The following is a 22,932-nucleotide window of genomic DNA, read 5'->3' on the forward strand; positions in this document are numbered from 1 at the left end:
ATTTTTGCGGCGCACGGAGATTCATTATGTATCGAGCCATCTCGTCTTTCGCGACTCGGCGCGGGCGCCTGCCCACTCTATTGGCAGTGGCTATAGCCGCGTGCCTTGTCTCCCCGGTAGCCCTCGCAATGGAAGAGCCCGTGCAACCGCCGCCGCTGACAACCATGCAATGGCGGCTTCTCGAGAAATTGATCCATGATCGCGCCAACGACATTGCGAACAGCCGTCAGTTCTTCGAAGAGGATCGGCGCCCGACAGAAGTCGTGGCGACGCTGGACCCGACGACAAAGGTGCTACGCCTCGACCTTGATGTTTCCTTCGGTGGTCTCGTCGGCGACCTGGAGCTCGAGGATTTTCAGTCGCAGATCAGTGTCGGGCTTGAGGAATTTACTGATCGGATCCCCGGGTTCGACATGACCGATTGGCGAATCGGCGGGCGCGACATGGATTTTTGGTTCGGCCAGGACTTTCCTCTCCCAGAAGGGGACGACGACCGTTGGCTGCGCAAATAAGGGCGAGCACGGCCACTGCGAGAAAGACAAGTGCCTTGGCGACTCGGACTATTTTGTTAGTAAGAGGGACCTCGATGCTTACCGGTTTTCCCGACTGTGCTGGCGGGGTGATGAGGCTGCGCCGCTTGTCTTCAGCGTGTCGGCAAAAGATTCCGACGGAGTCCGCGCCTCTCCGGCGACCTTTTCTGTTCGGTGCAACAAACCCGGCACATCCGAAACGCCATGAGGCACTACGGATCAAGGTCGTCGGTGTTGTGGGTATCCCCACGTCGGGAGCCGCAGTTTCGCAAACGCCCTTCGCCCGCCAGCGGGCTTCCCACATGAGCTAGTGTTCAAACGCCTCGCGCATCGAGTTGCTTCGGCGCGCGGTGGGAGCCGGGGTGCGTCGTCTGCTGAGCGTTTCCGCAGGGAGGCGAAGGCCGGACGAGGACTTAGCGAAGGAGACGACGCGCCCCGGCTCCTTGCCTCGACGCCAGCGAACGCGATGGCGAAGCCGAGCCCTCGGACCTACAAGCAGTCCGTCTGCTCGGCGACGACTTCGAGCAACCGGGCCTCGACTTCATCGCGCGTATGCGCACGGAACAACCGGGGCGCCGCGCGGCGCAGGGCGCCGCAGTCGAGCTTGGTGAGGCGGTCGCGTACCTGGAGCAGTTGCCCCGGGTGCATGCTGAACTCTTCCAGCCCCATGGCGAGGAGGAGGGCGGTGAACTGGGTGTCGCCGGCAATTTCCCCACAGAGGCTGATGGGCTTCTTCGCGCGGCGGGCGCTGGCGATGACGTGCGCGATGAGGCGCAGGAACGCAGGCTGCAGCGGGTCGTAGATGCCTTCCAGCGCGTCGTTGTTGCGGTCGGCGGCGAGCACGTACTGCGCGAGGTCGTTCGTGCCAATGGCGAGGAAGTCGGCCTTGCTGAGGATCGAGGTCACGCCGATCGCCGCCGCGGGGACTTCGATCATCGCGCCGATGTCGAGGCGTTCCGGTAGCTCGTGGCCCTGGCGTGCGAGGTCTTCGCGCGCCTTCTTGATGAGCGAACGCACCGCAATCAGTTCGCCGACGTGCGTCACCATCGGTACGAGGATGCGCACGGGGCCGTAGCACGCGGCACGCAGGATGGCGCGCAGCTGCACGGCGAAGATGTCGGGGTAGCGCAGCGACAGCCGCACGCCGCGCACACCGAGCGCCGGGTTGTCTTCGCCGCGGATCGCCAGGCCGGCCGCGTCCGCCTTGTCGGCGCCGAGGTCGAGCGTGCGGATCGTGACGGGCAGTCCACCCATGCCGAGCACGACGTCGCGATACGCCGCGAACTGTTCGTCTTCGGAGGGCAGGCCGCGCTGACGCAGGAAGAGGAACTCGGAGCGGTACAGGCCCACGCCGTCGGCGCCGCGCGCGCGGGCGAGGGTAATGTCGCCGGCGAGCTCGGCGTTGGCGAACAGGCGCACGTGCGCGCCGTCCCGGGTATGCGTGGGCGCCGTGGCGAGCGCCGCGAGGCGTCGGCCTTCGGCGGCGGCCTGGCGCTGCCATTGCCGGTAGCGCGCGAGGTCCTGTGCGGTGGGATGCACGATGACTTCGCCGTGCTCGGCATCGATGAGGACCAGGTCGTCGTCGTTGACGGTGGCGAGCGCGTCGCGCGTACCGACGAGCATCGGCAGGTTGAAGCTGCGCGCGAGGATGGCGCTATGGGAATAAACGCTGCCCGCGCTGGCGATGACGCCGAGCATGCCCTGGCCTGCCATGCCCGCCATGTCGGCCGGCGCGACGGTGTCGCTGACGACGATCTCGCCGACGCGCGCGGCGAGCTTGCGTTCTTCGCGGCTCGACTGCTGGTTGAGCGCGGACATCACGCGACCGATGACCTGGTCGATGTCTTCGCCGCGACTTTTCAGGTACGGGTCGTTCATCGCGTCGAATACGGCGGCCAGACGGTCGCGCTGCATCTTCAGCGCCGCGCTGGCGGTGTAGTGTCCGATGGAGACGAGCTCGTCGAGACCGCGGAGCAACTCTTCGTCGTCGAGCAACAGGCTGTGCGCATCGATGAAATCGCCGACCTCGCGCGCCAGTGCGCCGTGCAGCTTGCCGCGCAGCTCGTGCAGTTCGGTGCGCGCGGTGTCGATGGCCTTGTGCAGGCGCTCGATCTCGGGGCCGATCTCGTCGGCTTCGAGCATGCGCGTATCGACGGCGAGAAGGCTGGGCTGGACCAGACGCGCCCGCCCGAGGGCCATGCCCCGGGACGCCGGAGTGCCGTTCAGTACGAACCTCATGGATGCCTCGTACCGCGCGGATGCGTCATGGGTCAGCCGCCCTCGTCGAACTTGCGGTTGAAAAGGTCGACCACGGCGTCGATCGCCGCCTCCTCGTCGGAGCCCTCGGCACGGATGGTGAGGGCCGTGCCCATGCCCGCGGCGAGCATCATCACGCCCATGATGCTCTGGGCGTTCACTTCGCGCCCCTTGCTTAGCAGGTGCACGGTCGACTTGAAGGTGGAGACGAGCTGTACGAGCTTGGCCGACGCCCGGGCGTGCAGTCCGAGCCGGTTGGATACCGTGATTTCCCGTTCAAGCATGGTCGATGAAGATCCCTCCGCGTCCGCCGCTGGCCGCGATTTCGGCCAGTTCGGACAGCGATTTTTCCGAGTAGTTGAGGACGCGCAGGAGCATCGGCAGGTTCAGGCCGGACACGCAGCGCAGGTGCACGCCGAGCTCGCCCAGCGACAGGCCGATGTTGCAGGGAGTGGCGCCATAGAGGTCGGCGAGCACGAGCACGCCTTCGCCGTGGTCTAGCGCGCGGGCATGCTTTGCCGTGAGCATGCGCATGACGTCGGGATCGGCGCTGGGCGGGACTTCCACAGCGTCGACTTCCAGCGGAAGCTTCGGCATGACGTGGCGGGCGGCCGAGATCAGCGCCTTGCCGACCGCTTCGTGGGTCATGAGGAGGACGCCGACGCTCATCGACCGGTATCCCGTAGTGGCTTGGGGTCGATCATGGGTCACTCCAGCTCGCGGTGGAAGGTCAGCACGTTGCCGCGCTCGGCCCGGAAATGCTGGGCCAGCTTTTCCACAAGGTACACCGATCGGTGGCGGCCGCCGGTGCAACCGATCGAAACGGTGACGTAACTGCGGTCTTCGCCCTCGAAACGGGGCAGCCAGGTGTCGAGCCAGCGGGCGACATCGGCGTAGTACTCGGCCACCAGCGGATTCGCGTCGAGGAACTCGCGCACCGGGAGATCCTTGCCGGAGAACGGCCGCAGGCGGGGCTCCCAGTGCGGATTGGGCAGGCAGCGGGCGTCGAAGACGAAGTCGGCGTCGGACGGCAGGCCGCGACGGTAGGCGAACGACTCGAACAGCAGCGTCGTGCCGTCGGACGCGGCGGCGTAGCCGGTGGCGAACAGGCGACGCAGCTGGTGGACGTTGAGATCGCTCGAATCGATGACCTTTTCGGCGATCGACACCAGCGGCCGGAGCAGCTTGCGCTCCTGGGCGATGGAGTCCGCGAGCGACAGTTTTTCCGCCGCCAGGGGATGGCGGCGGCGCGTCTCCGAGTAACGCTTGATCAGGATGTCGTCGCGGCTGTCGAGGAAGATCAGGTGCACGTGCACGCCGGTGGCCGAAAGCTCTGACAACACGTGCGGCATGCGCGAAAGGTCGACACGGCGGTTGCGCACGTCGACGCCCACCGCGATGCGGCGACGCGGGCCGTGCTCGCCCTGGCTGACGGCGGCGACCAGCTGCGGGATGAGCTCCGCCGGCATGTTGTCGACGCAGTAGAACTCAAGGTCTTCGAGCGCGCGCAGGGCCACGGTCTTGCCGCCACCGGACATGCCGGTGAGCACCACGAGGTGAATGCCGTCGGGTTCGACGATGGGGCTGATGAGTTCGTCGGTCACGCGGTCACCACGGTGAGAAGCGGCGCATCTGGTGCGCCTGACGGTCGATGAAGGTCTGCGCGGGGTCGATCCCCTTGCTCTTGAGCACGTGGTTGCGCACGGCCGCCTCGACGAGCACCGCGAGGTTGCGGCCGGGCGCCACGGGGATGGTGATCTTGGGAACGTCGACGTCGAGCACGTTGCGCCGGCTCACGTCGCCGGTCAGGCGCGTCATGGCGTCGCTTTCCTCGCCTTCGCGCATCGGCTTCAGGTGGATCACGAGGCGAAGGTACTTGGACGGCTTGACCGCCGTGTGACCGAACATCTCGCGGATGTTGAGCACGCCGAGGCCGCGCACTTCGAGGAGGTCCTGCAGCAGCTCCGGGCAGGCGCCGTCGATGACGTCGGGCGCGATCAGCGTGAACTCGGTGGCGTCGTCGGCGACGAGGCGATGGCCGCGGCTGATGAGTTCCAGCGCGAGTTCGCTCTTGCCCGAGCCGGGGTCGCCCGTGATGAGGACGCCGATGGAGAACACCTCGAGGAAGACGCCGTGCAGGGTCGTGCGCGGCGCGAGCGTGCGCGCGAGGTGATACTGCAGGTAGGTCAGCAGCTCGTGGCCACGCTTGGTGCTCTGCCACAGCGGCGTGTTGGTTTCCTCGGCGACCTCGCGCAAGTCGGGCGGGATTGACTGGTCCTTCGTGACGATGAGCGCGGCGGGCTGGTAAGCGGCGATCTTGTGGATGGCTTCCCAGCGCTGGCGGGAATCGAGGCCGTCGAGGTAGTTCAGTTCCTCGGTGCCGATGATCTGCACCTTGTTGGGGTAGATCACGTTGAGGTAACCGACCAGGGACGGGCGGCGGCTCTGTTTCGCGTTCGGCTCGAGCACGCGCGATTCGCCGCGCATGCCCGCCGCCCAGCGGAGTGCCATGCGCTCGTGTACGCCGTCGAAGAGTTGTCTGGCGGTCAGCCGGTCCACGCGTTGGTCCCTTGAAGGAAAAAAGCCGGCACGCGGTGCGTGCCGGCTCATGCCTATTGTGCCATCAAGGGCGGGACGGGTCTCGCCGGGCCGTCAGATGGCCGTGCGGGCCTCGCGGACCTCGGCGTTGTGATGGTCCTTGAGCTTTTCCTTGTGCTTCCTCAGCTGGTCGGCGAGCTTGGCGATCATGGCGTCGATCGCGTTGTAGAGCGTGTCACCCTTTTTCTCGTCGTCGAGGCGGGCCACGCCGTCGGCGTGGAGACGGGTGCCGGCGCAGTGCAGGGTCCCGCTGGCCTTGTGCTCGTTCTTGTCGACCGACAGCACGACGTCGAGGGCCTTGATGTTGTCGAAAAGGCGTTCGAAGCGACCGATCTGCTGTTCCACGCGCTCGCGCAGGGCGGGGGTGATGTGGATGTGCTGGCCGCTGATCTGGATTTGCATTGACGCCTCCTGAGTACTGAGGGTGCCGCCGTTCGGCGACGAAATCGGAACGACGCCTGTGTCGTTCCTCTAGCCTTGAACTGGTGGGACCGTGGACCTCCGCAAGGGTTCCTTCGATGCCGTCAATGGGCGCGGACGCGTTCGCTGGAACTCGGGATCCGCATCGCTTCCCGGTACTTGGCTACCGTACGGCGGGCAACCTGAATACCGCGTCGATGGAGTTCCTCGGCCAGTGCCTGGTCGGAAAGCGGACGGCGTACGTCCTCGGCCGTGATGAGCTTGCGCAGCATCGCCTGGATCGCCGTGGCCGACGCGCTGCCGCCGTCTTCGGTGGCCACGCCGCTGGAGAAGAAATGCTTCAGTTCGAACGTGCCACGTGGCGTGTGCATGTACTTGCGCGTGGTCACGCGGGAGATGGTGGACTCGTGCATGCCGACTTCCTCGGCCACCTCGCGAAGCACCAGCGGGTGCATGGCCTCGGGGCCGTAGTCGAGGAAGGCGCTCTGCCGGCGCACGATCACGTCGGCCACCTTCTGCAGGGTCTCGGCGCGCGACTGCAGGCTCTTCAGGAGCCAGCGGGCCTCCTGGAGCTGGCCTTTCATCCAGCTCGCGTCGTCGCCCCGCGCACGCGCGATGAGGTTGCAGTAATGCTGATTGAGGCCCAGCCGCGGCTGGGCGTCGGGATTGAGGCTGACCTGCCAGCGACCGTTCTCGCGACGTGCGTAGACGTCCGGCGCGACGTATTCCACCGGCGTGGCGTCCAGCGCCGCGCCGGGACGCGGGTCGAGGCTACGGATCAGGCTGGCGGCCGCGGCGACATGGTCTTCGGCGGCCTTGAGCCGCCGCGCGATCTTCGCCGTGTCGTTGCGCGCGAGCAGTTCGAGTTCTTCGTTGACGATGCGGATGGCCAGTTCGCGATGCGGCGTCGAGAGCGCGAACTGCGCCAGCTGGCAGAACAGGCAGTCGCGCAGGTCGAGGCTGGCGATGCCGGTGGGATCGAAGCGCTGCACGCGCTGGCGCACGGCTTCGATGTCGTCGAGATCGGCGTTCAGCTCGGGGGGCAGGGCGGCCTGCACGGCCTCCACGCCATCGCGCAGATAGCCATCTTCGTCGAGCGCGTGGATGATGGCAGTGGCGATCGCGTGGTCGCGGGGCGAGAACTGCGACAGGTTGAGCTGCCACTCCAGGTGCTGCTGGAGGCTTTCGGGCGCCGCGTTCTGCGGCTCGAAGCCGTCGTCATCCGCGCCACCCGCCCGTGACGGGGCACCGGCATAGTCGCCGGCCTCGCCATGGAAACGGTCGTCGTCCCAGTCGGGAGCCAGCTCTTCGGAAGGGGTCGCGATGAATTCGTCGTCGTCCTTGGACGACTTCGCGGGCGCTTCGTCCCGGGGAGGCGGCGCGTAATCGCTGGTGTCGAAACCGGCCTCGTCGTCCGCGCCGTCGTCCTCGGATTCGGCATCTTCGGCGAACTCCAGCAACGGGTTGCTTTCCGCGATCTGGCGGAGTTCGGCCTCGAGCTCGAGCTGCGACAACTGCAGCAGGCGGATGGCCTGTTGCAGCTGCGGTGTCAGCGTGAGCTGCTGGTTGAGGCGAAACTGAAGTCCGGGTTTCATGCCTGCGACGCTTGGGGTTCCCGATCCATCCTAACCCCTGAGGGGGCCCGCAAACCAGCGTCGCGGCGGGCTATGCCCAACGGTGTCTCAAATACGGAATTCACGGCCCAGATACACCTCGCGAACCTTCTCGTCCGCCAGGATGTGCTGGGGCGTGCCGCGGGAGAGGACCTCGCCGTCGTTGAGGATGTAGGCGCGGTCGCAGATACCGAGCGTTTCGCGGACGTTGTGGTCCGTTATCAGCACGCCGATGCCGCGCTCCTTGAGGTGACGCACGATGCGCTGGATCTCGCCCACGGAGATCGGATCGACGCCGGCGAACGGTTCGTCGAGCAGCATGTACCTGGGGCGGGCGGCCAGGGCGCGCGCGATTTCCACGCGTCGGCGCTCGCCGCCGGAGAGGCTGATGCCCTTCTGCTCGGCGATGTGCGAGATCTTCAGCTCGTCGAGCAGGCTTTCCAGCTCCTCGTCGCGCTGCTTCTGGGTCATGCCGTCGCGGAGTTCGAGCACTGCGAGGATGTTGTCGGCGACGCTGAGGCGGCGGAACACCGAGGCCTCCTGCGGCAGGTAGCCGATGCCCAGCTTGGCGCGCGCGTGCATCGGCAGGCCGGTGATGTCCTGCTGGTCGAGCTTGATGGTCCCGGCGTCGGCCTGGATCAGGCCCACCACCATGTAGAAGCAGGTCGTCTTGCCGGCGCCGTTGGGACCGAGCAGGCCGACGACCTCGCCTTCGCGGATCGAGAACGCGAAATCGCGGACCACCTGGCGCGCACGGAAGCGCTTCTGCAGGCCTTGGGCTGAAAGCATGGGATCAGGGCTTCTTCTTGTCGGGCGCCGCCGGAGTCGCCGGAGCGGCCGCGGGCGTCTTGTTCTTGGGCTGGAACGTCATGTGCACGGGGGCGCCGCCGCTGCTCTCGCCGGTCATCGTGCTGTCCTTGGTGTTGTAGGTCAGCTTGTCGCCTTCGGCGCTGCCCTTGGCGGGCTGGTTGACCCACGCGTTGCCGGTGAGGACCGCGACGTCCTGATCGATCTTGTAGTCGATGTTGTTGGCCCGTCCGTCCATCGGCTGGTTCTGATCGTCGAGCTGGTGAATCGTCGCCGGGCTGCCATCGACCACGACGCGCTTGAGGTTGTTGTCGCCGTCGAGGTAGCCGGTCGCCTTGTCGCCCGTGACCTTGAGCGTGCCCTGCTTGAGGAGGACGTTGCCTATCCAGATCACCTTGCCGTTCGGTTGCTGGTTCGTGCCGTCGAACTTGGTCGACGTGATGTCCGTCGGCTGGTCGCGATCCGACTGTTTCGCGATCGCTGGCGCAGCCGCCGCGGCAGCTACGACGAGCAACGCGGACAGGACCTTAGCGCTTGCGCGGCTGGTACGTGCTGTGGACTGCATCGAGAAGCTCCAGGTGCTTGGTGTCGAGATTGGCGCGCATGCCAACGCCTTCCATTGTAGAGGTTCCCTGAACGATACGCGCCGCCTCGGCGGTTTCCAGCCGGTTGTCCTTGGGCCACGCCGTGACCTCGGAGGTGTCGATGCTCGCGGGCGGCGTGGTGCCGAACGCCACGCGATCCATGTGCACCTTGCCCTGCAGCTTGAGCAGGCTGCCGTCCTTGTTCACCCAGCCGTACTGCGAATGCCCCTTCCACGGCGGCACGTCGGCTTCTTTCGTCGACGGCAGGATGAAGTCCGGCGCGTTGATGTAGAGCGATTCGTCGCCCTCGCGGCGCTCGAGGTGCGGCGCGATCAGCGTGAAGGCCGGCTTGCCTTCCTCGTTGAACGAATCGAGGTCGAAGTTGGTGAGCACGTAGCCCGAGCGCGGCGGTCCGACGAAATCCTGGACCTTCTTCTCGGGCGCGGTCGCGTAATAGAGCAGCACGCTGGCGCCGAGCACCAGGGCCAGCATCCCCGCGACGCTCGTGGCGCTGCGGTCGGTGAAGAAGTTCGCGACGCTCACAGCCAGCGGTCCCGCTCGGCTTCCGCCTTGCCCTGTGCGGCCAGGATCATGTCGGACACTTCGCGCGCCGCGCCGTAGCCGCCGATCAGCCGTGTGCGCCAGTGCGCGCGCTCGGCGACCCATGGGTGGGCGTTGGCGGTGGCGATCGCCAGGCCGGCGATGCCCATGGCGGGCAGGTCGGGCAGGTCGTCACCTACGAAGGCCGCCTGGTCGGGGGTCATGCGCAGCGCGTCGAGCAGCCCGGTCAGGCAGGCGCGCTTGTCCTTCTGGCCCTGGTAGACATTGGCGATGCCGAGTTCCTCGGCGCGCAGGGAGACCGGATGGCTGATGCGCGCGGTGATGATGGCGACCCGGATGCCGTTGCGCTCCAGCGCTTTCAGGCCGAGGCCGTCGTGCACGTGGAACACCTTGGTCTCGCGGCCGTCTTCGCCGTACCAGAGGCGCCCGTCGGTCAGCGTGCCGTCGACGTCGAAGACGACCACGCGGATCCGTGCCGCGCGTTCGGCGACATCGGCGGGAATCTCGGTGTAATGGGTGTAGGCCATGGTTCGCTATGTGGGGGCGGTCGGGCGTGTGGGGAACGCCCTTGGGGCGACGTCGTCAGACGACGCGGGCACGGAGCAGGTCGTGGATGTTCAGGGCGCCAACCGCGCGGCCATCGGCATCGACGACGAGCAGGGCGTTGATCTCGTGCTTTTCCATCAGCTGCGCGGCTTCGACGGCGAGCTTGTCCGAGCCGATCGTCTTCGGACCGCGGGTCATCAACTGGGCGACCGAGGCGCTGCGGAGGTCCACGGCGTCGTCGTCGAGCGCGCGGCGAAGATCGCCGTCGGTGAACACGCCGAGGAGGCGGTCGTCGTCGTCGACCACCGCCGTCATGCCGAGGCGTTTGCGCGACATCTCGACCAGCGCCTCGCTCAGGGTGGCGCCCAGACGCACGCGGGGCACGTCGTCGCCGGAATGCATCACATCGGAGATGTGCAGGAGCAGGCGGCGCCCGAGGCTGCCGGCCGGATGCGAACGGGCGAAGTCGTCGGACGTGAAACCCCGGGCCTCGAGGAGCGCCACCGCCAGGGCGTCGCCCATCACCAGCGCCGCCGTGGTGCTGGCCGTGGGGGCCAGTCCGTGCGGGCAGGCTTCCGACGCCACGTTGGCGTCGAGGTTGAGGTCGGCCTGCGTGGCCAGCGACGACTTGGGATTGCCCGTGATCGAGATCAGCGCGATGCCCTGCCGCTTGATCGCCGGGAGAATGTAGAGGAGTTCGTCCGTCTCGCCGGAATACGAGATTCCCAGCAGGAGGTCGTCCGGCTGGATCATGCCGAGGTCGCCGTGGCTCGCCTCGCCCGGGTGCACGAAGAACGACGGGGTGCCCGTGGACGCCAGCGTGGCGGCGATCTTGCGCGCGATATGACCCGACTTGCCCATGCCGGAGACGACCACGCGTCCCTTGCAGGACAGGATCATCTGGCATGCCTGGACGAACGCGGCGTCGACCCGGGCCTCGAGCGCCCGTATGGCGGCGGCCTCGGTCTTTATGACGGTGCGCGCGCTGCGAATGATGGTGTCGGCATTCACGAGGCTGGCGTCGGCTGGCGGGGCGGTGCGTGCGTTCATGCGAGCTCGGTTCCGGGCGGGTTCTGTCCCTGGTCACCCGGGATGTCCATTTCTGCGACACCGGATTTCCATTACCATTACATATTCTCATTTTATCGTCGCTGGCATCGACGGGTGATTCAGGGTCCGTTTCGGAACCGGCACCCCCGCCGCGACCCCCTTACCGGAGACTCCATGGACGCTGCGCGCATCCAGGCATTGATCGAAGCCGGCCTGCCCGGCGCGCGAGCGGACGTTCGTGGCGACGACGGCGTTCATTTCGAAGCCGAGGTGATCTCGGATCAGTTCGCGGGCAAGCTGCCGCTCGCCCGTCACCGCCTCGTCTACGCGACGCTCGGCGACCTCATGGGCGGTGCCATCCACGCCCTGGGCCTCAAGACCCTCACCCCCGAAGAAGCCGCCGGTCGCCGCTGATCACGCGCGCCGGGCCTTCTCGCTCCGTCCTCCTTTCAAGGCACCCCCTTCCATGGCCAAGATCCTTATCAGCGGCGGTCAGCCGCTCCATGGCGAGGTGAGCATCTCCGGCGCCAAGAACGCCGTGCTGCCCATCCTCGCCTCCTGCCTGCTCGCCGACGAACCGGTCAGCATCGGCAACGTGCCGCACCTGCACGACGTCACCACCTTCATCGAACTGCTCGGCCGCATGGGCGTGCGCGTGGTGCTCGACGACCGCATGAAGATGCACATCGACCCGCGACCGGAAAATTCCTGCGTGGCGCCGTACGACCTCGTGCGCACGATGCGCGCGTCCATCCTCGTGCTCGGTCCTCTGGTGGCCCGTCACGGCAAGGCCGAAGTGTCGCTGCCGGGCGGTTGCGCCATCGGCTCGCGTCCCGTCGACCAGCATATCCGCGGTCTGCAGGCGCTGGGCGCCGACATCACCGTGGAGAACGGTTTCATCAAGGCGAAGGCCGGCCGCCTGAAGGGCGCGCGCATCGTCATGGACATGGTCACGGTCACCGGTACCGAAAACATCCTGATGGCGGCCACGCTGGCGCAGGGCACCACCATCATCGAGAACGCGGCGCAGGAGCCGGAGGTCGTCGACCTCGCGCACTGCCTGATCGCGATGGGTGCGAAGATCGACGGCATCGGCACGTCCACGCTGATCGTCGAGGGCGTCGAGCGCCTGCACGGCGCGCATTACGAAGTGCTGCCGGACCGCATCGAAACCGGCACGTTCCTCGTCGGCGCCGCGATGACCGGCGGCAAGGTCCGCGCTCGTGGCGCGCGTGCCAACACGATGGACGCCGTGCTGCAGAAGCTCGAGGAATCCGGCGCGCACATCAGCACGGGTCCGGACTGGATCGAGCTCGACATGCAGGGTCGCCGGCCGAAGGCCGTCAACCTCGTGACCGCGCCGTACCCCGCGTTCCCCACCGACATGCAGGCGCAGTTCACCGCGCTCAACTGCGTCGCGGAAGGCGTGGGCGTGATCACCGAAACGGTGTTCGAGAATCGCTTCATGCACGCGCTGGAACTGCAGCGTCTCGGTGCGGACATTCGTCTCGAAGGCAACACCGCCATCATCACGGGTGTCGCCAAGATGAGCGGCGCGCCGATCATGGCGACCGATCTGCGCGCCTCGGCGTGCCTCGTGCTCGCGGGCCTGGTCGCCGAAGGCGACACCACCGTGGATCGCGTGTATCACATCGATCGCGGCTACGAGAACATCGAGGAAAAGCTGGGCGTACTGGGCGCGCGTATCCGCCGCCTGCCGGGCTGATGCCTGATTGGGTGGGAGCCAGCAGGCTGGCTCCCACCGATTACTTCGTGCTGTAGCTGACCAGCTCGAGCGTGAGGTCGCCGCCGTCGGTCTGCGCGAGCTTCACCGGCACCGGGTATTTCGCCGGCACGTACCACGCGGTGAAGCCCTTCTTCTCGTCGACGCGGTCGACGCGCACGGCGTTGAACGTGCCGGCCGTGACCTTGACCTGCTCGTTGCCGGCGGCCTTGAACTGCTGGCTTTCCACCGCCTGCTTCACCGCGACGGGCATCGTGATGTCCTTCTTCCCGGCGCCGAGCGCGACGCCCAGGGCCAGCGGCAGCGTGTTGCGGTCGACCATGCCCGGCTGCACGGGATAGCTGTAGCTCTTCTTGTTGTCCTGCACCTGCACGGTCGCGCCCTGCACCGTGACGTCGCGGGTCTTCGGCTTGAAGCCTTCCATCGCGTACGTGTAGCTCACCAGCTGCGGCACGTTGCCCGCCCAGGTGAAGCGCGAGGTTTCGGAGGCGCTGACGCCGAGCATCGCCGCGAGTCCGGCCGTGCCCTTGCTCTGGTTCGTGTAGACGAACTGCCCGCCGCCGGCGGGCGCGAGGTGGATCGTCGCCGTGCCGAGCGGGCTGTCGCCCTGCAGCACGTTGTACGTGGCCGTGAAGGTCTGCGGCACGTTCGCGGCGAAGGCGGCGACGGGCAGGGCGAGGGCCAGCGCGAAGCCGGCGCGGAGCAGGGTGGTGGTCTTCATGCTGCCGAGTTTAGCCACCACGGCTGAATGCCGGGCGACGGCGAGGGCTCTGGTGGGAGCCAGCCTGCTGGCGATGGGTGCTCGCGGCAAGCACCCATCGCCAGCAGGCTGGCTCCCACCGATGCGCTGGTCACGCCGTCAGAGCGAGGCGAGATCCAGCGGTCGATCAAGCGCCACCCCATCGAACACCGGGCCGCCGGCCCAGCCGAGCCTGCCCGATGCGATCGCCCCGATCACGGCTGGCAGCAGCTTGTGTTCTTCGATCAGCAGACGTTCCGCCAGGTCGGCCTCGGTGTCGCCCGCGTGCACGGGGATGCGCGCCTGGGCGACGACCGGGCCGCCGTCCAGTTCGGCGGTGACGAAGTGCACGCTGGCGCCGTGTTCGGTATCGCCGGCGTCGAGGCAGCGGCGATGCGTATGCAGTCCACGGTACTTGGGCAGCAGGGAGGGGTGTACGTTGATCGCGCGGCCTTCCCACGCCGAGACGACGGCGGCGTCGACGATGCGCATGTAGCCCGCGAGCACCAGGAGGTCGGCGCCACTGTCGGCGACGCGGCCGAACAGCGCCGCGTCGAAGTCGGCGCGGGTGGCGTAATCCTTCGGGCTGAGCGAAACGGTGGGAATGCCCGCCGCCGCGGCGATGGCGAGTGCGCCCGCCTGTGCCTTGTCGCTACCGACCAGCGTGAACTCCACGGGCAGGCGCCCGCTGTCGCGGGCCGCGATGAGCGCGGCGAGGTTGCTGCCGCGCCCGGAGGCGAGCGCGGCGACGCGCAGGGGACGACCCATGACCGCGATCAGGCGATGTGGACGCGCTCGTCGCCCGAGGCGACGACGACGGAGCCGATGGTCCAGCTGGCGAGGCCATGCGCCGATAGCGCGGCCTTCGCGGCGTCGACCTGGTCCTTTGCGAGCAGCACCGTGAAGCCGATACCGCAGTTGAACGTGCGCCACATCTCTTCGCGGGCGACGTTGCCTTCACGCTGCAGCCACTGGAACACGGGCGGCAGTTCCCATGCCGACGCGTCGATCGACAGGCCAAGGCCCTCGGGCACGACGCGGATGATGTTCTCGGTGAGGCCGCCGCCCGTGATGTGCGCCATGCCGTGGACGTCGACCTTGCCGATCAGCTCGAGCATCGGTTTGACGTAGATGGTGGTCGGCGCCATCAGCGCGTCGATCAGCTTCACGCCGCCGACCTCGGCATCCAGCGGCGAGCCGGCGCGCTCGAGGATCCGGCGGATCAGCGAGTAGCCGTTCGAGTGCGGGCCCGAGGACGCGACGCCGAGGATCACGTCGCCGGCCACGATGGACGAGCCGTCGTTCATCGCCGACTTCTCGACCGCGCCCACGGTGAAGCCGGCCAGGTCGTATTCGCCCGGCGGGTACATGTCCGGCATCTCGGCGGTCTCGCCGCCGATCAACGCGCAGCCCGCCAGTTCGCAGCCGCGCGCGATGCCACCCACGACCGACGCGGCCGTGTCGACGTCGAGCTTGCCCGTGGCGAAATAGTCGAGGAAGAAGAGCGGCTCGGCGCCCTGGACCAGGACGTCGTTGACGCACATGCCGACGAGATCGATGCCGATCGTGTCGTGGCGGCCGAGCTGCTGGGCGAGCTTGAGCTTGGTGCCCACGCCATCCGTGCCGGAGACCAGCACCGGCTCCCTGTATTTACCGGAGAGGTCGAACAGACCGCCGAAGCCGCCGAGCCCGCCCATCACCTCCGGGCGGAACGTGCGCTTCACCAGCGGCTTGATGCGCTCGACGAGGGCATTGCCGGCATCGATGTCGACGCCAGCGTCGCGGTAGGTGAGGGAGCCCTGGTCGGAGGACATAAGCGGTACCGGCGCGTATTGGAAACCGCGCATGATAACAGCATGCGGCCCGCCGGCCCCGCCCTGCACGCCGTCTCGATGGACGGCATGGCAAGGTTTCGGCAGACTGCCCGTCTTCACGAAAGCGACCCCAGACCATGCGCCCAGCCCGCCTCATCGCCTCCCTGCTGTTCCTCGTGATGGCCAGCTTCGGCGTGGCCGTCGCGCAGACGTCGATCTACACGGTGACCGTGCCGGTGGCCGATACGAGCGCCGCGGTACGCGATCAGGCCTTCGCGACCGGTCTGACGCAGGTGCTCGCCCGGGCCTCCAATGGGGCCGATCCGCGCGGCAAGCCCGGCTTCGCCGACGCGATGAAACAGCCCGGCGGCCTGGTGCAGCAGTACCAGTACGCCCGCACGAACGGCGCCAACGGCGCACCGCTGAGCCTCGACATCGTGTTCGATCCGGGTGCCATCCGCCGTGTGCTTGCCGTCGGCGACGCCGCCGTCGCCGCACCGAAGGCCCCCGTACTGGTGGTGGCCCGCGACGCCTCCGGCAGGCTTCTCGGCCAGCAGGATCTCGCGCCGCTGGCGCAGATGGCCGACGCGCGCGGCTATGCCATCGTCGTCCCGAAGGACGGCTCGAACCCCGACGTGAACGCCCTCGCCACCGGCGATGCCGCAGCCGTCGCCACGGTGGCGCGCCAGTACAACACCGGCGTGGTGCTGGTGGGGCGGATCGGCGACGGCCAGACGGACTGGACGCTGGTGTCCGCGGGTCGTACGTCCAGCTGGCAGGACAGTGGAGAGGCGCGCGCCGCGTTGCTGACCAACGGCGCGAACGCCATGGCCGACAAGCTGGACCGCCAGTTCGCGGCCACGCAGGGCGGCAGTGCGAGCGGCAGGATCTGGGTGTCGGGCCTGCGTTCGGCGCACGACTACGCCGGCCTCCTCGCCACGTTCCAGAACGACCCCTCGGTGAAGACGGTCGCCCCGGTCGGCGCGACGGCGGATGGCGTGTTGCTCGCCGTGAGCGCCACCGCGCCGCTGGCGCGCCTCGTCGCCGGCTACGCCTCGGGCGGCCACATCCTCGCGGCCGATGGCCACGACGGGGCCGACCTGGCGGTTCGCTGGGTGCCCTGACCGCGCCGATTCGCCCAAACGGGGGCGATCCGCGACAATCGCATCACCCGCGCCCAGGGACCATGGCCGCGGGCCTCAACGACGAACCTGGACTCGCATGACTCACGACACCTCGCGCCGCTGGCAACTGCTCGCGATCAGCGCCGTCATCATCTTCGTCATCTGGCTGCTGGCCCCGGTCCTGATGCCCTTCGCCCTCGCGGCGATGCTGGCCTATCTGGGCGACCCGCTGGCCGACCGTCTGCAGCGACTGGGCATGGGCCGCACGTGGGCCGTCAGCATCGTTTTCACCGTGCTATCGCTGGTGGTGATCGGCGTGCTGCTCCTGCTGATCCCGCTCATCCAGCACCAGTTCGAAAACCTGTCGGAGAACCTGCCGCGCTACGTCGACTGGGTGCGCGGCACCGCGCTGCCGTGGATCCAGACCCGTCTGCGCCTCGACCCCAACGTCTTCGATACCGATCGCCTCCTCGCGACCGTGCGCGAACACATCGGATCGGTGGGCAGCATCGCGGCGAAGACCGTCGCCAAGGTCACGCAGTCCGGCATGGGCATCGTCACCTGGCTCACGAATGCCGTGCTCGTGCCGGTGGTGGCGTTCTACCTGCTGCGCGACTGGGACACGATGATCGCGCACATCCAGCGCATGCTGCCGCGCTCGATCGAGCCGACGGTCGTGCGCCTGTCGCGCGAGTCCGATCAGGTGCTCGGCGCCTTCGTGCGCGGCCAGCTGCTGGTCATGCTCGCGCTCGGGGTGTTTTACGGCCTGGGCCTGACGCTCGTCGGCATCTCGATCGGTCCGCTCATCGGCATGGTCGCGGGCCTGCTCAGCTTCGTGCCGTACCTTGGCTTCATGATCGGCTTCGTCGCCGCGCTGATCGCCGCGCTGGTCCAGTATGGCGACTGGCTGCACGTCATTCTCGTGGCGGTGGTGTTCACCGTTGGCCAGCTGCTCGAAGGTTACGTGCTGGTGCCGCGCCTCGTCGGCGGCAAGATCGGCCTGCATCCGGTGGCCGTGATCTTCGCGGTCCTGGCGGGTGGCCACCTCTTCGGTTTCCTCGGCGTGCTTCTCGCGTTGCCGGCGGCGTCGGTCGTCGTCGTGCTGATGCGCTACGTGTTCACGCGCTATCGCGAGAGCGAGCTCTACACCGGCGGGCCCGTGAGTTCCGACGCGGACGCGCCGGTAGAGATCGATGTCGAGGTCAGCGTGGAAGCACGCAGTCCGCGCCCCTTGCCCGGTGAAGGCGGTCCATGACGACCCAGCTTCCCCTCGCACTGCGCTGGCCGCGTCGCCAGCGCTTCGAGCATTTCCATCCCGGCGAGAACGCGCCGGCGGTCGAGGCCCTGCGAGCGGCGGCCGTCGATGCGTCGGCGCCCTGGGTGTTCGTGGCGGGGCCCGTCGGCAGTGGCCGGACGCATCTGCTGATCGCCGCATGTCAGGCGGCCATCGATGCCGGCCGCACGGCGCAATACCTGCCGCTGGCGGGGCTGCGCGGCTCGCGCGCCGACGCCATCCGCGCGATGGCCGGCAGCGACGTGCTGGCCATCGACGATATCGATTCGATCGCGGGCGAGGCCGATGCCGAACACGCGTTGTTCGACACGTTCAACCGCTACCGCGCCGAGGGGTGCACGCTGCTGTTTTCCGGCACGGCCGCGCCGGTCGCACTCGACATCGCGCTGCCCGACCTGCGTTCGCGTCTCGGATCGCTCACGCAGGCGGTGCTGAAACCGCTCGCCGACGCGGAGCGTCGCGACGTGCTGCGCGAACAGGCCGGCGCGCGTGGCATCGAACTCGACGACGTCGTGCTCGACTGGCTTTTCGCCCATCACGCGCGGGACCTGGGGACGTTGCTGGATCTGCTCGACACGCTGGATCGCGCATCGCTCGCCGCGCAGCGGCGCGTCACCGTGCCGTTCCTGCGCAACCTGCTTCGCGACGGCCACGGCTGACGTCGCAGCCGTGGCGTCGCGAGCCGACGCTTATGCCTGCAGGAGGCGAGCCGTCGCGTTCGCGCCGATGACGGTCGTCATGGCGGCGGCCACCTTGTGGTTGGCGGCGATGATGTTGCCGTTCTCCGGCAGGCCTTCGCGACCGGCGAAATCGCCGTAGACGCCGCCGGCTTCGCGCACGAGCAGGGCGCCCGCGGCGATGTCCCACACGTTGAGTCCCGGCTCGAAGAAACCGTCGACGCGGCCGGCGGCCACGTAGGCGAGGTCGAGCGCCGCCGAGCCCATCCGGCGGATGTCTTCGGCTTCCTTCAGAAGCTCGGCCGTCATCGCCAGCTGCGCTTCGAGGTGGTTGCGCGCGCGGTACGGGTAACCCGTGGCGATCAGCGCGCCGGACAGGCCTTCGCGCTTGCCGACGCGGATGCGTCGATCGTTGAGGTAGGCGCCGTCGCCCTTGCTGGCGGTGAAGAGCTCATCGCGCAGGGGATCGAACACCACGCCGTAGACCGGCTCGCCCTTTTCGACGAGGGCGATCGACACGCAGAAATGCGGGATGCCGCGGAGGTAGTTGTGGGTGCCGTCGAGCGGATCGATCACCCAGGTGAGCGGGCCCTTGCCGATCTGGCCCGACTCCTCGCCGAGGATGGCGTGGGTGGGGTAGGCGCGGCGGAGTTCCTTGACGATCTCGGCCTCCGCGAGGCGATCGACCTCGGTGGCGAAGTCCATCCGCTGCTTCTCGACGACCGTGAGGCCTTCGATGCGATTCATGTAGCGCAGGATGATGTTTCCTGCGGAGCGCGCGGCGCGCGCCGCGACGTTGACGGCGGGTCTTGGCATGGGGATCGGCTTGGCAAAAGAACAGGGGAAGCGGTCGGGCCGCGTCGGTCGCGAAGTTTAGCACCGCACCGGCCCTCGCCCAAGTCGTTGGCGTTGTAGACTTTCCGGTCCTTCCGTCAGCCGCCCGCCGCCCATGGCCCTTTCCGAGCTTCACGACCGCCTTCGTTTCGTCCTCGTCCGCACGTCGCACTCGGGCAATATCGGCTCGGCGGCGCGAGCGATCCGCACGATGGGCTTCGACCGGCTGACCCTCGTGGCGCCGCACCGCTTCCCCGATCCGGAGGCCACGGCCCTGGCCGCCGGCGCCGACGACGTGCTGGCCGCCGCCGCGATCCACGACGATCTCGTCGCGGGCCTCGCCGGGACCACCTTCGCGCTGGGCCTGTCGGCGCGGCGCCGCGGCGTGAACCTCCCGGAGCTCGATCCCCGCGAAGGCGCCGCCCAGGCGATCGCCGCGGCGCGACGCGGCGAGCAGGTGGCGCTGGTCTTCGGCAACGAGCGCACGGGGCTGGAAAACGACGAGCTGTCGCGCTGCCATGCCATGGTGCGCATCCCCAGCGTCGACGACTTCAGTTCGCTCAATCTGTCGCAGGCCGTGCAGGTGGTCGCCTACGAACTTCGCACGGCCCTGCTGGCCGACGAGCAGGTGACCGCGCCCGTCGAGGCGGATCCGGACGAGGTGCCCGCGGACGCGGAGCAGCTCGAACGCTTCTTCACCCATCTGGGCCAGATGCTCGACGACATCGAGTTCCACAAGGGCCGCTCGCCGACCACGATCATGCTCAAACTGCGCAAGCTCTTCCTGCGCGCCCGTCCGGAGCTGCGCGAGCTGCGCATCCTGCACGGCATCCTGGCCGACGCCCAGCGCATGGCGGAGATCGCCCACAAGGGCGACTGACCCCAGGCCGTCATACCGGCGCACGACGGTTCCCACGTCCCCGGTTCCCGGGGGCTCGATCTCACGCCCGGCGAAGCGAGCGCATCGCCGTGGGCCCGCCAAAGCGAGGCATTGCTGGCCGCGCTAGAAGAGATCGCGAAATAGCCCCGCCAGCGCGCGGCTGAAGGTGGCCGATGCGACCACCACGATCACGGTCGTCGTCCACACCGCGAGCAGCAGCGCGCCGTCGCGCTCGACCAGCGCGAATGCGAAAGCGATCAGCATCGCGCCGAACACGTAGTTGGTGAACGGTATCGGCAGGGCGAGCAGGATGCCGATGAGGATCATGATCGCGCCGGAGACGAAGGTGAAAGGGCGCCGCGTGAGCCGCTGCATGCGCGGCTTGCAGATGCGCTCGAGCCGCTGGGTCACGGGCGCGATCCGGTCGAGGAAGCGCAGCAGGCCCTCGCGCGACATCGTGCGCCGGCGCAGGAAGCCCGGTATCCAGGGATGTTCCAGCCCGATCAGCATCTCGAGCCCGAGCGCGACGACCAGCACGCCCATGACGCCGCCGATGCCGAGCGGCACGGGAATGAAATTCGGGATCGCCAGCAACAGCAGCAGGAAACCGAACGCGCGACGCCGCAGCGGCTCGAGCAGCTGCTCCACGGTGATGCGTTCGCCGGGCGCCGACATGAGCGCGGCCCTGAGCAGGGCGGCGGTCTTGTCCTCGCGGGGTTCCTTGGGTGTCATGGTCCGACTGTCGCCGGACGGGCTTGAACCGGCATTGAATCGCGCCGGTTTACTCCGCGGCGGCGATCTCGTCGGTGCCGACGCTGCCGACCAGCACCTTGTCGATGCGCGCGCCATCCATGTCGACGACCTCGAAGCGGTTTCCCTGCCAGACGAACGACTCGCCGGCACGCGGGATGTGGCCGAACTGCGTGGTGACCATGCCGGCCACGGTGCGGAAATCGTGCTCTTCCTCGTTGGGCAGGCGGTCCAGCTGGAGCAGCTCGCGAAGATCGTCGGCGGGCAGCGAGCCGTCGATCAGCCAGCTGCCGTCCTCGCGACGGAGGATCGGGCCCTCGTGGGCCACGTCGTCCGCGGCCGGCGCGGTGGCGCCGACCACCGCCGTGAGCAGGTCGTTGAGCGTGACCAGTCCTTCGATGTCGCCGTATTCGTCGACCGCCAGCGCGAGCTGGGTGTCGGCGTCGCGGAAGGCTTCGAGCAGGTCGAGGGCGCGGGCGGCGGCGGGTACGAAGAGCGGCCGGCTCACGTGGCCGAAGAGATCCACCGGGCCGCGCTCCAGCGAGCCGATCAGCGACTTGACCTCGACGGTGCCCACCACCTCGCTCTCGTCCCGCCGGTAGACGGGATAGCGCGAGAACTGGGAGTGCCGCAGCGTTTCGAGGTTGTCCTCGCGGGACGCGTCGACGTCCAGCCAGGCGATCTTCATGCGCGGCGTCATCACCGAACCCACCGTGCGGTCGCCCAGCCTGAGCACGCGGTTGACCATGTTGCGCTCGTCGCTGTCCAGGATGCCCTGTTCGGCGCTTTCGGCCACGAGCAGCCGGATCTCCTCTTCCGTCGCCGCGCCGGCCGCGGTCCGGTGCAGGTTCATGACCCGCAGGATGCCCGTCGAGAGGTGGTTGAGCAGCCAGACCATCGGGAGCGTGATCCGGGAAATCACCAGCATCGGCATGGCGATCTGGCAGGCGATGCGCTCCGGCGCCGAGAGCGCGGCGCGCTTCGGCACCAGCTCGCCGATCACGATCTGCACCAGTGACATGAGCAGGAACCCGATGAGCCACCCCAGGGCGCGCGACCAGGGCTCGAACCAGGTGGGGGCGTCGCCATGCACGATCTCGGCGAAATGCTCGCCCAGGCGGTCGCCGGCCACGGCACCCGTGACCAGGATGATAAGGGTCATCCCGACCTGCACGGTCGAAAGGAAACGTTCCGGCGCCTCGGCGAGCTGCAGGGCGACGCGGGCGCGGCGGCTGTCGCGGGCCATCTGCTTCAGGCGGCTCTTGCGCGAGGCCACCACGGACATTTCGGACAGCGCGAAGAACGCGTTGCCGAGGGACAGGACGAGTAGGAGGAGGAGTTCGCTGAGCATGCCGGGCTTATATAGCAGATGCACCGTCCGGGTCGTGGAAGATCGCGGACGACCGGTGAGCCCATGCCGGCGGCCAGTCCGGTAACATTAGCGTCACAATTCCCCCAGGTTCCCCCAGGCGACCCCATGTTTTCACTCCAGACGATCTTCGGTAAGGGCGACAAGTTCTACGGGCTGCTCGAAGCGAGCGCCGAGGCTGCCCGCGAAAGCGCCCGGGCCATGCACGAACTCGTGACCCAGACCGACCGCACCCCGGTGATGGCCGCCTTCAGCACCGCGCGTGCCCGGGAGAAGGCGCTGCACGGGCAGATCGGCGAGGAACTGGTGAACACGTTCGTCACCGCGCTCGACCGCGAGGACATCGAGGCGCTGAATTCCGCGCTATACAAGATCCCGAAGACGATCGAAAAGTTCGCGGAACGCTACGTCATCGTGGGTGACCGTCTGCACGGTATCGATTTCGGCCAGCGCGCCGCGCTGCTCGAGCGCTCGGCCGACGTCGTGGTGGCCATGATCGGCCAGCTGCGCCATGGGCTGAAGATCGATCCGGTGAAGAAACTGCGCGATCAGCTGCAGGCGCTCGAGTCCGAGGCCGATCGCCTGCTGCTCGATCCGTACCGCACGCTCTACGCCGAAGGCTCGGATCCGCTCAAGGCGATCCTCGCGAAGGATCTCTTCGAGCTGGTCGAAAAGGCCGTCGACAAGTGCCGCGACGTGGGCAACGTGGTCTATTCCATCGTGCTCAAGAACTCCTGACGGC

General features: G+C 67.9%; 26 protein-coding genes. 8 read left to right on the forward strand and 18 right to left on the reverse strand.

Annotated features, from left to right (window positions below):
- Positions 1–128 precede the first annotated feature (128 nt).
- Positions 129–512: a hypothetical protein gene (locus BMX32_RS09505; protein WP_139206707.1), complete on the forward strand. Its 384-nt coding sequence runs from the start codon at positions 129–131 to the stop codon at positions 510–512.
- Between the two features lie 507 nt (positions 513–1,019).
- On the opposite strand, the gene ptsP is transcribed toward BMX32_RS09505, so the two are convergent.
- From ptsP to BMX32_RS09565, 12 genes are all read right to left on the reverse strand, one after another.
- Positions 1,020–2,768, reverse strand: coding sequence for a phosphoenolpyruvate--protein phosphotransferase (gene ptsP, locus BMX32_RS09510; protein ID WP_089977915.1), 1,749 nt, complete (start codon positions 2,766–2,768; stop codon positions 1,020–1,022).
- Positions 2,769–2,800: 32 nt separating this feature from the next.
- Positions 2,801–3,070 (reverse strand): HPr family phosphocarrier protein, encoded by a 270-nt coding sequence (locus BMX32_RS09515; RefSeq protein WP_089977918.1) that lies wholly within the window; start codon positions 3,068–3,070, stop codon positions 2,801–2,803.
- Positions 3,063–3,455: a PTS sugar transporter subunit IIA gene (locus tag BMX32_RS09520; protein ID WP_089977922.1), complete on the reverse strand. Its 393-nt coding sequence runs from the start codon at positions 3,453–3,455 to the stop codon at positions 3,063–3,065. The genes BMX32_RS09515 and BMX32_RS09520 overlap by 8 nt, the downstream gene beginning before the upstream one ends.
- Positions 3,456–3,493: 38 nt before the next feature.
- Positions 3,494–4,390 carry an RNase adapter RapZ gene (gene rapZ, locus BMX32_RS09525; RefSeq protein ID WP_089977925.1) on the reverse strand — a complete coding sequence of 299 codons (897 nt, stop codon included), beginning with the start codon at positions 4,388–4,390 and terminating at the stop codon, positions 3,494–3,496.
- 4 nt (positions 4,391–4,394) lie between these two features.
- Positions 4,395–5,345 (reverse strand): HPr(Ser) kinase/phosphatase, encoded by a 951-nt coding sequence (gene hprK, locus BMX32_RS09530; protein WP_089977930.1) that lies wholly within the window; start codon positions 5,343–5,345, stop codon positions 4,395–4,397.
- A 93-nt stretch (positions 5,346–5,438) separates the two neighbouring features.
- A complete protein-coding gene (gene raiA / locus BMX32_RS09535; protein ID WP_089977933.1) occupies positions 5,439–5,786 on the reverse strand; it encodes a ribosome hibernation-promoting factor, HPF/YfiA family in 348 nt (115 codons plus the stop codon).
- A gap of 122 nt (positions 5,787–5,908) precedes the next feature.
- Positions 5,909–7,399, reverse strand: a complete 1,491-nt coding sequence (locus tag BMX32_RS09540) for an RNA polymerase factor sigma-54 (protein WP_089977936.1) — start codon at positions 7,397–7,399, stop codon at positions 5,909–5,911.
- 87 nt (positions 7,400–7,486) lie between these two features.
- Positions 7,487–8,206 carry an LPS export ABC transporter ATP-binding protein gene (gene lptB / locus BMX32_RS09545; protein ID WP_089977940.1) on the reverse strand — a complete coding sequence of 240 codons (720 nt, stop codon included), beginning with the start codon at positions 8,204–8,206 and terminating at the stop codon, positions 7,487–7,489.
- 4 nt (positions 8,207–8,210) lie between these two features.
- On the reverse strand, positions 8,211–8,789 hold the full coding sequence (gene lptA, locus BMX32_RS09550) for a lipopolysaccharide transport periplasmic protein LptA (RefSeq protein ID WP_089977943.1): 579 nt from the start codon (positions 8,787–8,789) through the stop codon (positions 8,211–8,213).
- Positions 8,752–9,351 carry an LPS export ABC transporter periplasmic protein LptC gene (gene lptC / locus BMX32_RS09555; protein WP_244511487.1) on the reverse strand — a complete coding sequence of 200 codons (600 nt, stop codon included), beginning with the start codon at positions 9,349–9,351 and terminating at the stop codon, positions 8,752–8,754. Before lptC ends, lptA begins: the two co-directional genes overlap by 38 nt.
- Positions 9,348–9,896 (reverse strand): KdsC family phosphatase, encoded by a 549-nt coding sequence (locus tag BMX32_RS09560; RefSeq protein ID WP_089977945.1) that lies wholly within the window; start codon positions 9,894–9,896, stop codon positions 9,348–9,350. Before BMX32_RS09560 ends, lptC begins: the two co-directional genes overlap by 4 nt.
- A gap of 55 nt (positions 9,897–9,951) precedes the next feature.
- Positions 9,952–10,965 carry a KpsF/GutQ family sugar-phosphate isomerase gene (locus BMX32_RS09565; protein WP_089977947.1) on the reverse strand — a complete coding sequence of 338 codons (1,014 nt, stop codon included), beginning with the start codon at positions 10,963–10,965 and terminating at the stop codon, positions 9,952–9,954.
- Positions 10,966–11,139: 174 nt separating this feature from the next.
- Between BMX32_RS09565 and BMX32_RS09570 the strand changes: the two genes are divergently transcribed.
- Together BMX32_RS09570 and murA are read left to right on the forward strand one after the other, a co-directional pair.
- Positions 11,140–11,379, forward strand: coding sequence for a BolA family protein (locus BMX32_RS09570; protein ID WP_089977949.1), 240 nt, complete (start codon positions 11,140–11,142; stop codon positions 11,377–11,379).
- 52 nt (positions 11,380–11,431) lie between these two features.
- On the forward strand, positions 11,432–12,691 hold the full coding sequence (gene murA, locus BMX32_RS09575; RefSeq protein ID WP_089977951.1) for a UDP-N-acetylglucosamine 1-carboxyvinyltransferase: 1,260 nt from the start codon (positions 11,432–11,434) through the stop codon (positions 12,689–12,691).
- Positions 12,692–12,731: 40 nt separating this feature from the next.
- Here murA and BMX32_RS09580 read toward each other — a convergent pair whose 3' ends face one another.
- The 3 genes from BMX32_RS09580 to purM form a co-directional block, all read right to left on the reverse strand.
- Complete coding sequence (locus BMX32_RS09580) at positions 12,732–13,430, reverse strand: DUF3108 domain-containing protein (protein WP_089977953.1); 699 nt, start codon at positions 13,428–13,430, stop codon at positions 12,732–12,734.
- A 138-nt stretch (positions 13,431–13,568) separates the two neighbouring features.
- A complete protein-coding gene (gene purN, locus BMX32_RS09585) occupies positions 13,569–14,216 on the reverse strand; it encodes a phosphoribosylglycinamide formyltransferase (protein WP_089977956.1) in 648 nt (215 codons plus the stop codon).
- Positions 14,217–14,224: 8 nt separating this feature from the next.
- Positions 14,225–15,262 (reverse strand): phosphoribosylformylglycinamidine cyclo-ligase, encoded by a 1,038-nt coding sequence (gene purM / locus BMX32_RS09590; protein ID WP_089977959.1) that lies wholly within the window; start codon positions 15,260–15,262, stop codon positions 14,225–14,227.
- A gap of 137 nt (positions 15,263–15,399) precedes the next feature.
- Here purM and BMX32_RS09595 point away from each other — a divergent pair, with 137 nt between their 5' ends.
- The 3 genes from BMX32_RS09595 to hda all read left to right on the forward strand — a co-directional run bounded on the left by BMX32_RS09595 (position 15,400) and on the right by hda (position 18,339).
- Positions 15,400–16,386, forward strand: a complete 987-nt coding sequence (locus tag BMX32_RS09595; RefSeq protein WP_089977962.1) for a DUF2066 domain-containing protein — start codon at positions 15,400–15,402, stop codon at positions 16,384–16,386.
- 97 nt (positions 16,387–16,483) lie between these two features.
- Positions 16,484–17,641, forward strand: a complete 1,158-nt coding sequence (locus BMX32_RS09600; protein WP_089977965.1) for an AI-2E family transporter — start codon at positions 16,484–16,486, stop codon at positions 17,639–17,641.
- The gene (hda, locus tag BMX32_RS09605) at positions 17,638–18,339 is read left to right on the forward strand and encodes a DnaA regulatory inactivator Hda (RefSeq protein ID WP_089977968.1); all 702 of its coding nucleotides are present in this window, start codon (positions 17,638–17,640) and stop codon (positions 18,337–18,339) included. The genes BMX32_RS09600 and hda overlap by 4 nt, the downstream gene beginning before the upstream one ends.
- Positions 18,340–18,369: 30 nt before the next feature.
- On the opposite strand, the gene BMX32_RS09610 is transcribed toward hda, so the two are convergent.
- Positions 18,370–19,173 carry an inositol monophosphatase family protein gene (locus BMX32_RS09610; protein WP_089977971.1) on the reverse strand — a complete coding sequence of 268 codons (804 nt, stop codon included), beginning with the start codon at positions 19,171–19,173 and terminating at the stop codon, positions 18,370–18,372.
- Positions 19,174–19,306: 133 nt separating this feature from the next.
- On the opposite strand from BMX32_RS09610, the gene BMX32_RS09615 reads away from it, so the two are divergent.
- Positions 19,307–20,071: an RNA methyltransferase gene (locus BMX32_RS09615; protein WP_089977974.1), complete on the forward strand. Its 765-nt coding sequence runs from the start codon at positions 19,307–19,309 to the stop codon at positions 20,069–20,071.
- A gap of 123 nt (positions 20,072–20,194) precedes the next feature.
- On the opposite strand, the gene BMX32_RS09620 is transcribed toward BMX32_RS09615, so the two are convergent.
- Positions 20,195–20,803: an exopolysaccharide biosynthesis protein gene (locus BMX32_RS09620; RefSeq protein ID WP_170843624.1), complete on the reverse strand. Its 609-nt coding sequence runs from the start codon at positions 20,801–20,803 to the stop codon at positions 20,195–20,197.
- Positions 20,804–20,852: 49 nt separating this feature from the next.
- On the reverse strand, positions 20,853–22,172 hold the full coding sequence (locus tag BMX32_RS09625; protein WP_089977979.1) for a hemolysin family protein: 1,320 nt from the start codon (positions 22,170–22,172) through the stop codon (positions 20,853–20,855).
- A 126-nt stretch (positions 22,173–22,298) separates the two neighbouring features.
- Here BMX32_RS09625 and BMX32_RS09630 point away from each other — a divergent pair, with 126 nt between their 5' ends.
- A complete protein-coding gene (locus BMX32_RS09630) occupies positions 22,299–22,928 on the forward strand; it encodes a DUF47 domain-containing protein (RefSeq protein ID WP_089977982.1) in 630 nt (209 codons plus the stop codon).
- Positions 22,929–22,932 lie beyond the last annotated feature (4 nt).

Origin of the sequence: Luteibacter sp. UNCMF331Sha3.1 (assembly GCF_900109915.1) — a bacterium.
Classification (GTDB): Bacteria; Pseudomonadota; Gammaproteobacteria; order Xanthomonadales; family Rhodanobacteraceae; genus Luteibacter.

Excerpts from the sequence above, each read along its gene's own strand:
- raiA (WP_089977933.1), bottom strand. The coding sequence starts at position 5,786 with ATGCAAATCCAGATCAGCGGCCAGCACATCCACATCACCCCCGCCCTG.
- BMX32_RS09515 (WP_089977918.1), bottom strand. The coding sequence starts at position 3,070 with ATGCTTGAACGGGAAATCACGGTATCCAACCGGCTCGGACTGCACGCC.
- BMX32_RS09505 (WP_139206707.1), top strand. The coding sequence starts at position 129 with ATGGAAGAGCCCGTGCAACCGCCGCCGCTGACAACCATGCAATGGCGG.
- BMX32_RS09600 (WP_089977965.1), top strand. The coding sequence starts at position 16,484 with ATGACTCACGACACCTCGCGCCGCTGGCAACTGCTCGCGATCAGCGCC.
- BMX32_RS09615 (WP_089977974.1), top strand. The coding sequence starts at position 19,307 with ATGGCCCTTTCCGAGCTTCACGACCGCCTTCGTTTCGTCCTCGTCCGC.
- hda (WP_089977968.1), top strand. The coding sequence starts at position 17,638 with ATGACGACCCAGCTTCCCCTCGCACTGCGCTGGCCGCGTCGCCAGCGC.
- BMX32_RS09540 (WP_089977936.1), bottom strand. The coding sequence starts at position 7,399 with ATGAAACCCGGACTTCAGTTTCGCCTCAACCAGCAGCTCACGCTGACA.
- BMX32_RS09565 (WP_089977947.1), bottom strand. The coding sequence starts at position 10,965 with ATGAACGCACGCACCGCCCCGCCAGCCGACGCCAGCCTCGTGAATGCC.
- BMX32_RS09560 (WP_089977945.1), bottom strand. The coding sequence starts at position 9,896 with ATGGCCTACACCCATTACACCGAGATTCCCGCCGATGTCGCCGAACGC.
- BMX32_RS09520 (WP_089977922.1), bottom strand. The coding sequence starts at position 3,455 with ATGAGCGTCGGCGTCCTCCTCATGACCCACGAAGCGGTCGGCAAGGCG.
- BMX32_RS09610 (WP_089977971.1), bottom strand. The coding sequence starts at position 19,173 with ATGCCAAGACCCGCCGTCAACGTCGCGGCGCGCGCCGCGCGCTCCGCA.
- purM (WP_089977959.1), bottom strand. The coding sequence starts at position 15,262 with ATGTCCTCCGACCAGGGCTCCCTCACCTACCGCGACGCTGGCGTCGAC.
- murA (WP_089977951.1), top strand. The coding sequence starts at position 11,432 with ATGGCCAAGATCCTTATCAGCGGCGGTCAGCCGCTCCATGGCGAGGTG.
- purN (WP_089977956.1), bottom strand. The coding sequence starts at position 14,216 with ATGGGTCGTCCCCTGCGCGTCGCCGCGCTCGCCTCCGGGCGCGGCAGC.
- BMX32_RS09625 (WP_089977979.1), bottom strand. The coding sequence starts at position 22,172 with ATGCTCAGCGAACTCCTCCTCCTACTCGTCCTGTCCCTCGGCAACGCG.
- BMX32_RS09595 (WP_089977962.1), top strand. The coding sequence starts at position 15,400 with ATGCGCCCAGCCCGCCTCATCGCCTCCCTGCTGTTCCTCGTGATGGCC.
- BMX32_RS09620 (WP_170843624.1), bottom strand. The coding sequence starts at position 20,803 with ATGACACCCAAGGAACCCCGCGAGGACAAGACCGCCGCCCTGCTCAGG.
- BMX32_RS09630 (WP_089977982.1), top strand. The coding sequence starts at position 22,299 with ATGTTTTCACTCCAGACGATCTTCGGTAAGGGCGACAAGTTCTACGGG.
- lptB (WP_089977940.1), bottom strand. The coding sequence starts at position 8,206 with ATGCTTTCAGCCCAAGGCCTGCAGAAGCGCTTCCGTGCGCGCCAGGTG.
- BMX32_RS09570 (WP_089977949.1), top strand. The coding sequence starts at position 11,140 with ATGGACGCTGCGCGCATCCAGGCATTGATCGAAGCCGGCCTGCCCGGC.
- BMX32_RS09580 (WP_089977953.1), bottom strand. The coding sequence starts at position 13,430 with ATGAAGACCACCACCCTGCTCCGCGCCGGCTTCGCGCTGGCCCTCGCC.
- lptA (WP_089977943.1), bottom strand. The coding sequence starts at position 8,789 with ATGCAGTCCACAGCACGTACCAGCCGCGCAAGCGCTAAGGTCCTGTCC.
- ptsP (WP_089977915.1), bottom strand. The coding sequence starts at position 2,768 with ATGAGGTTCGTACTGAACGGCACTCCGGCGTCCCGGGGCATGGCCCTC.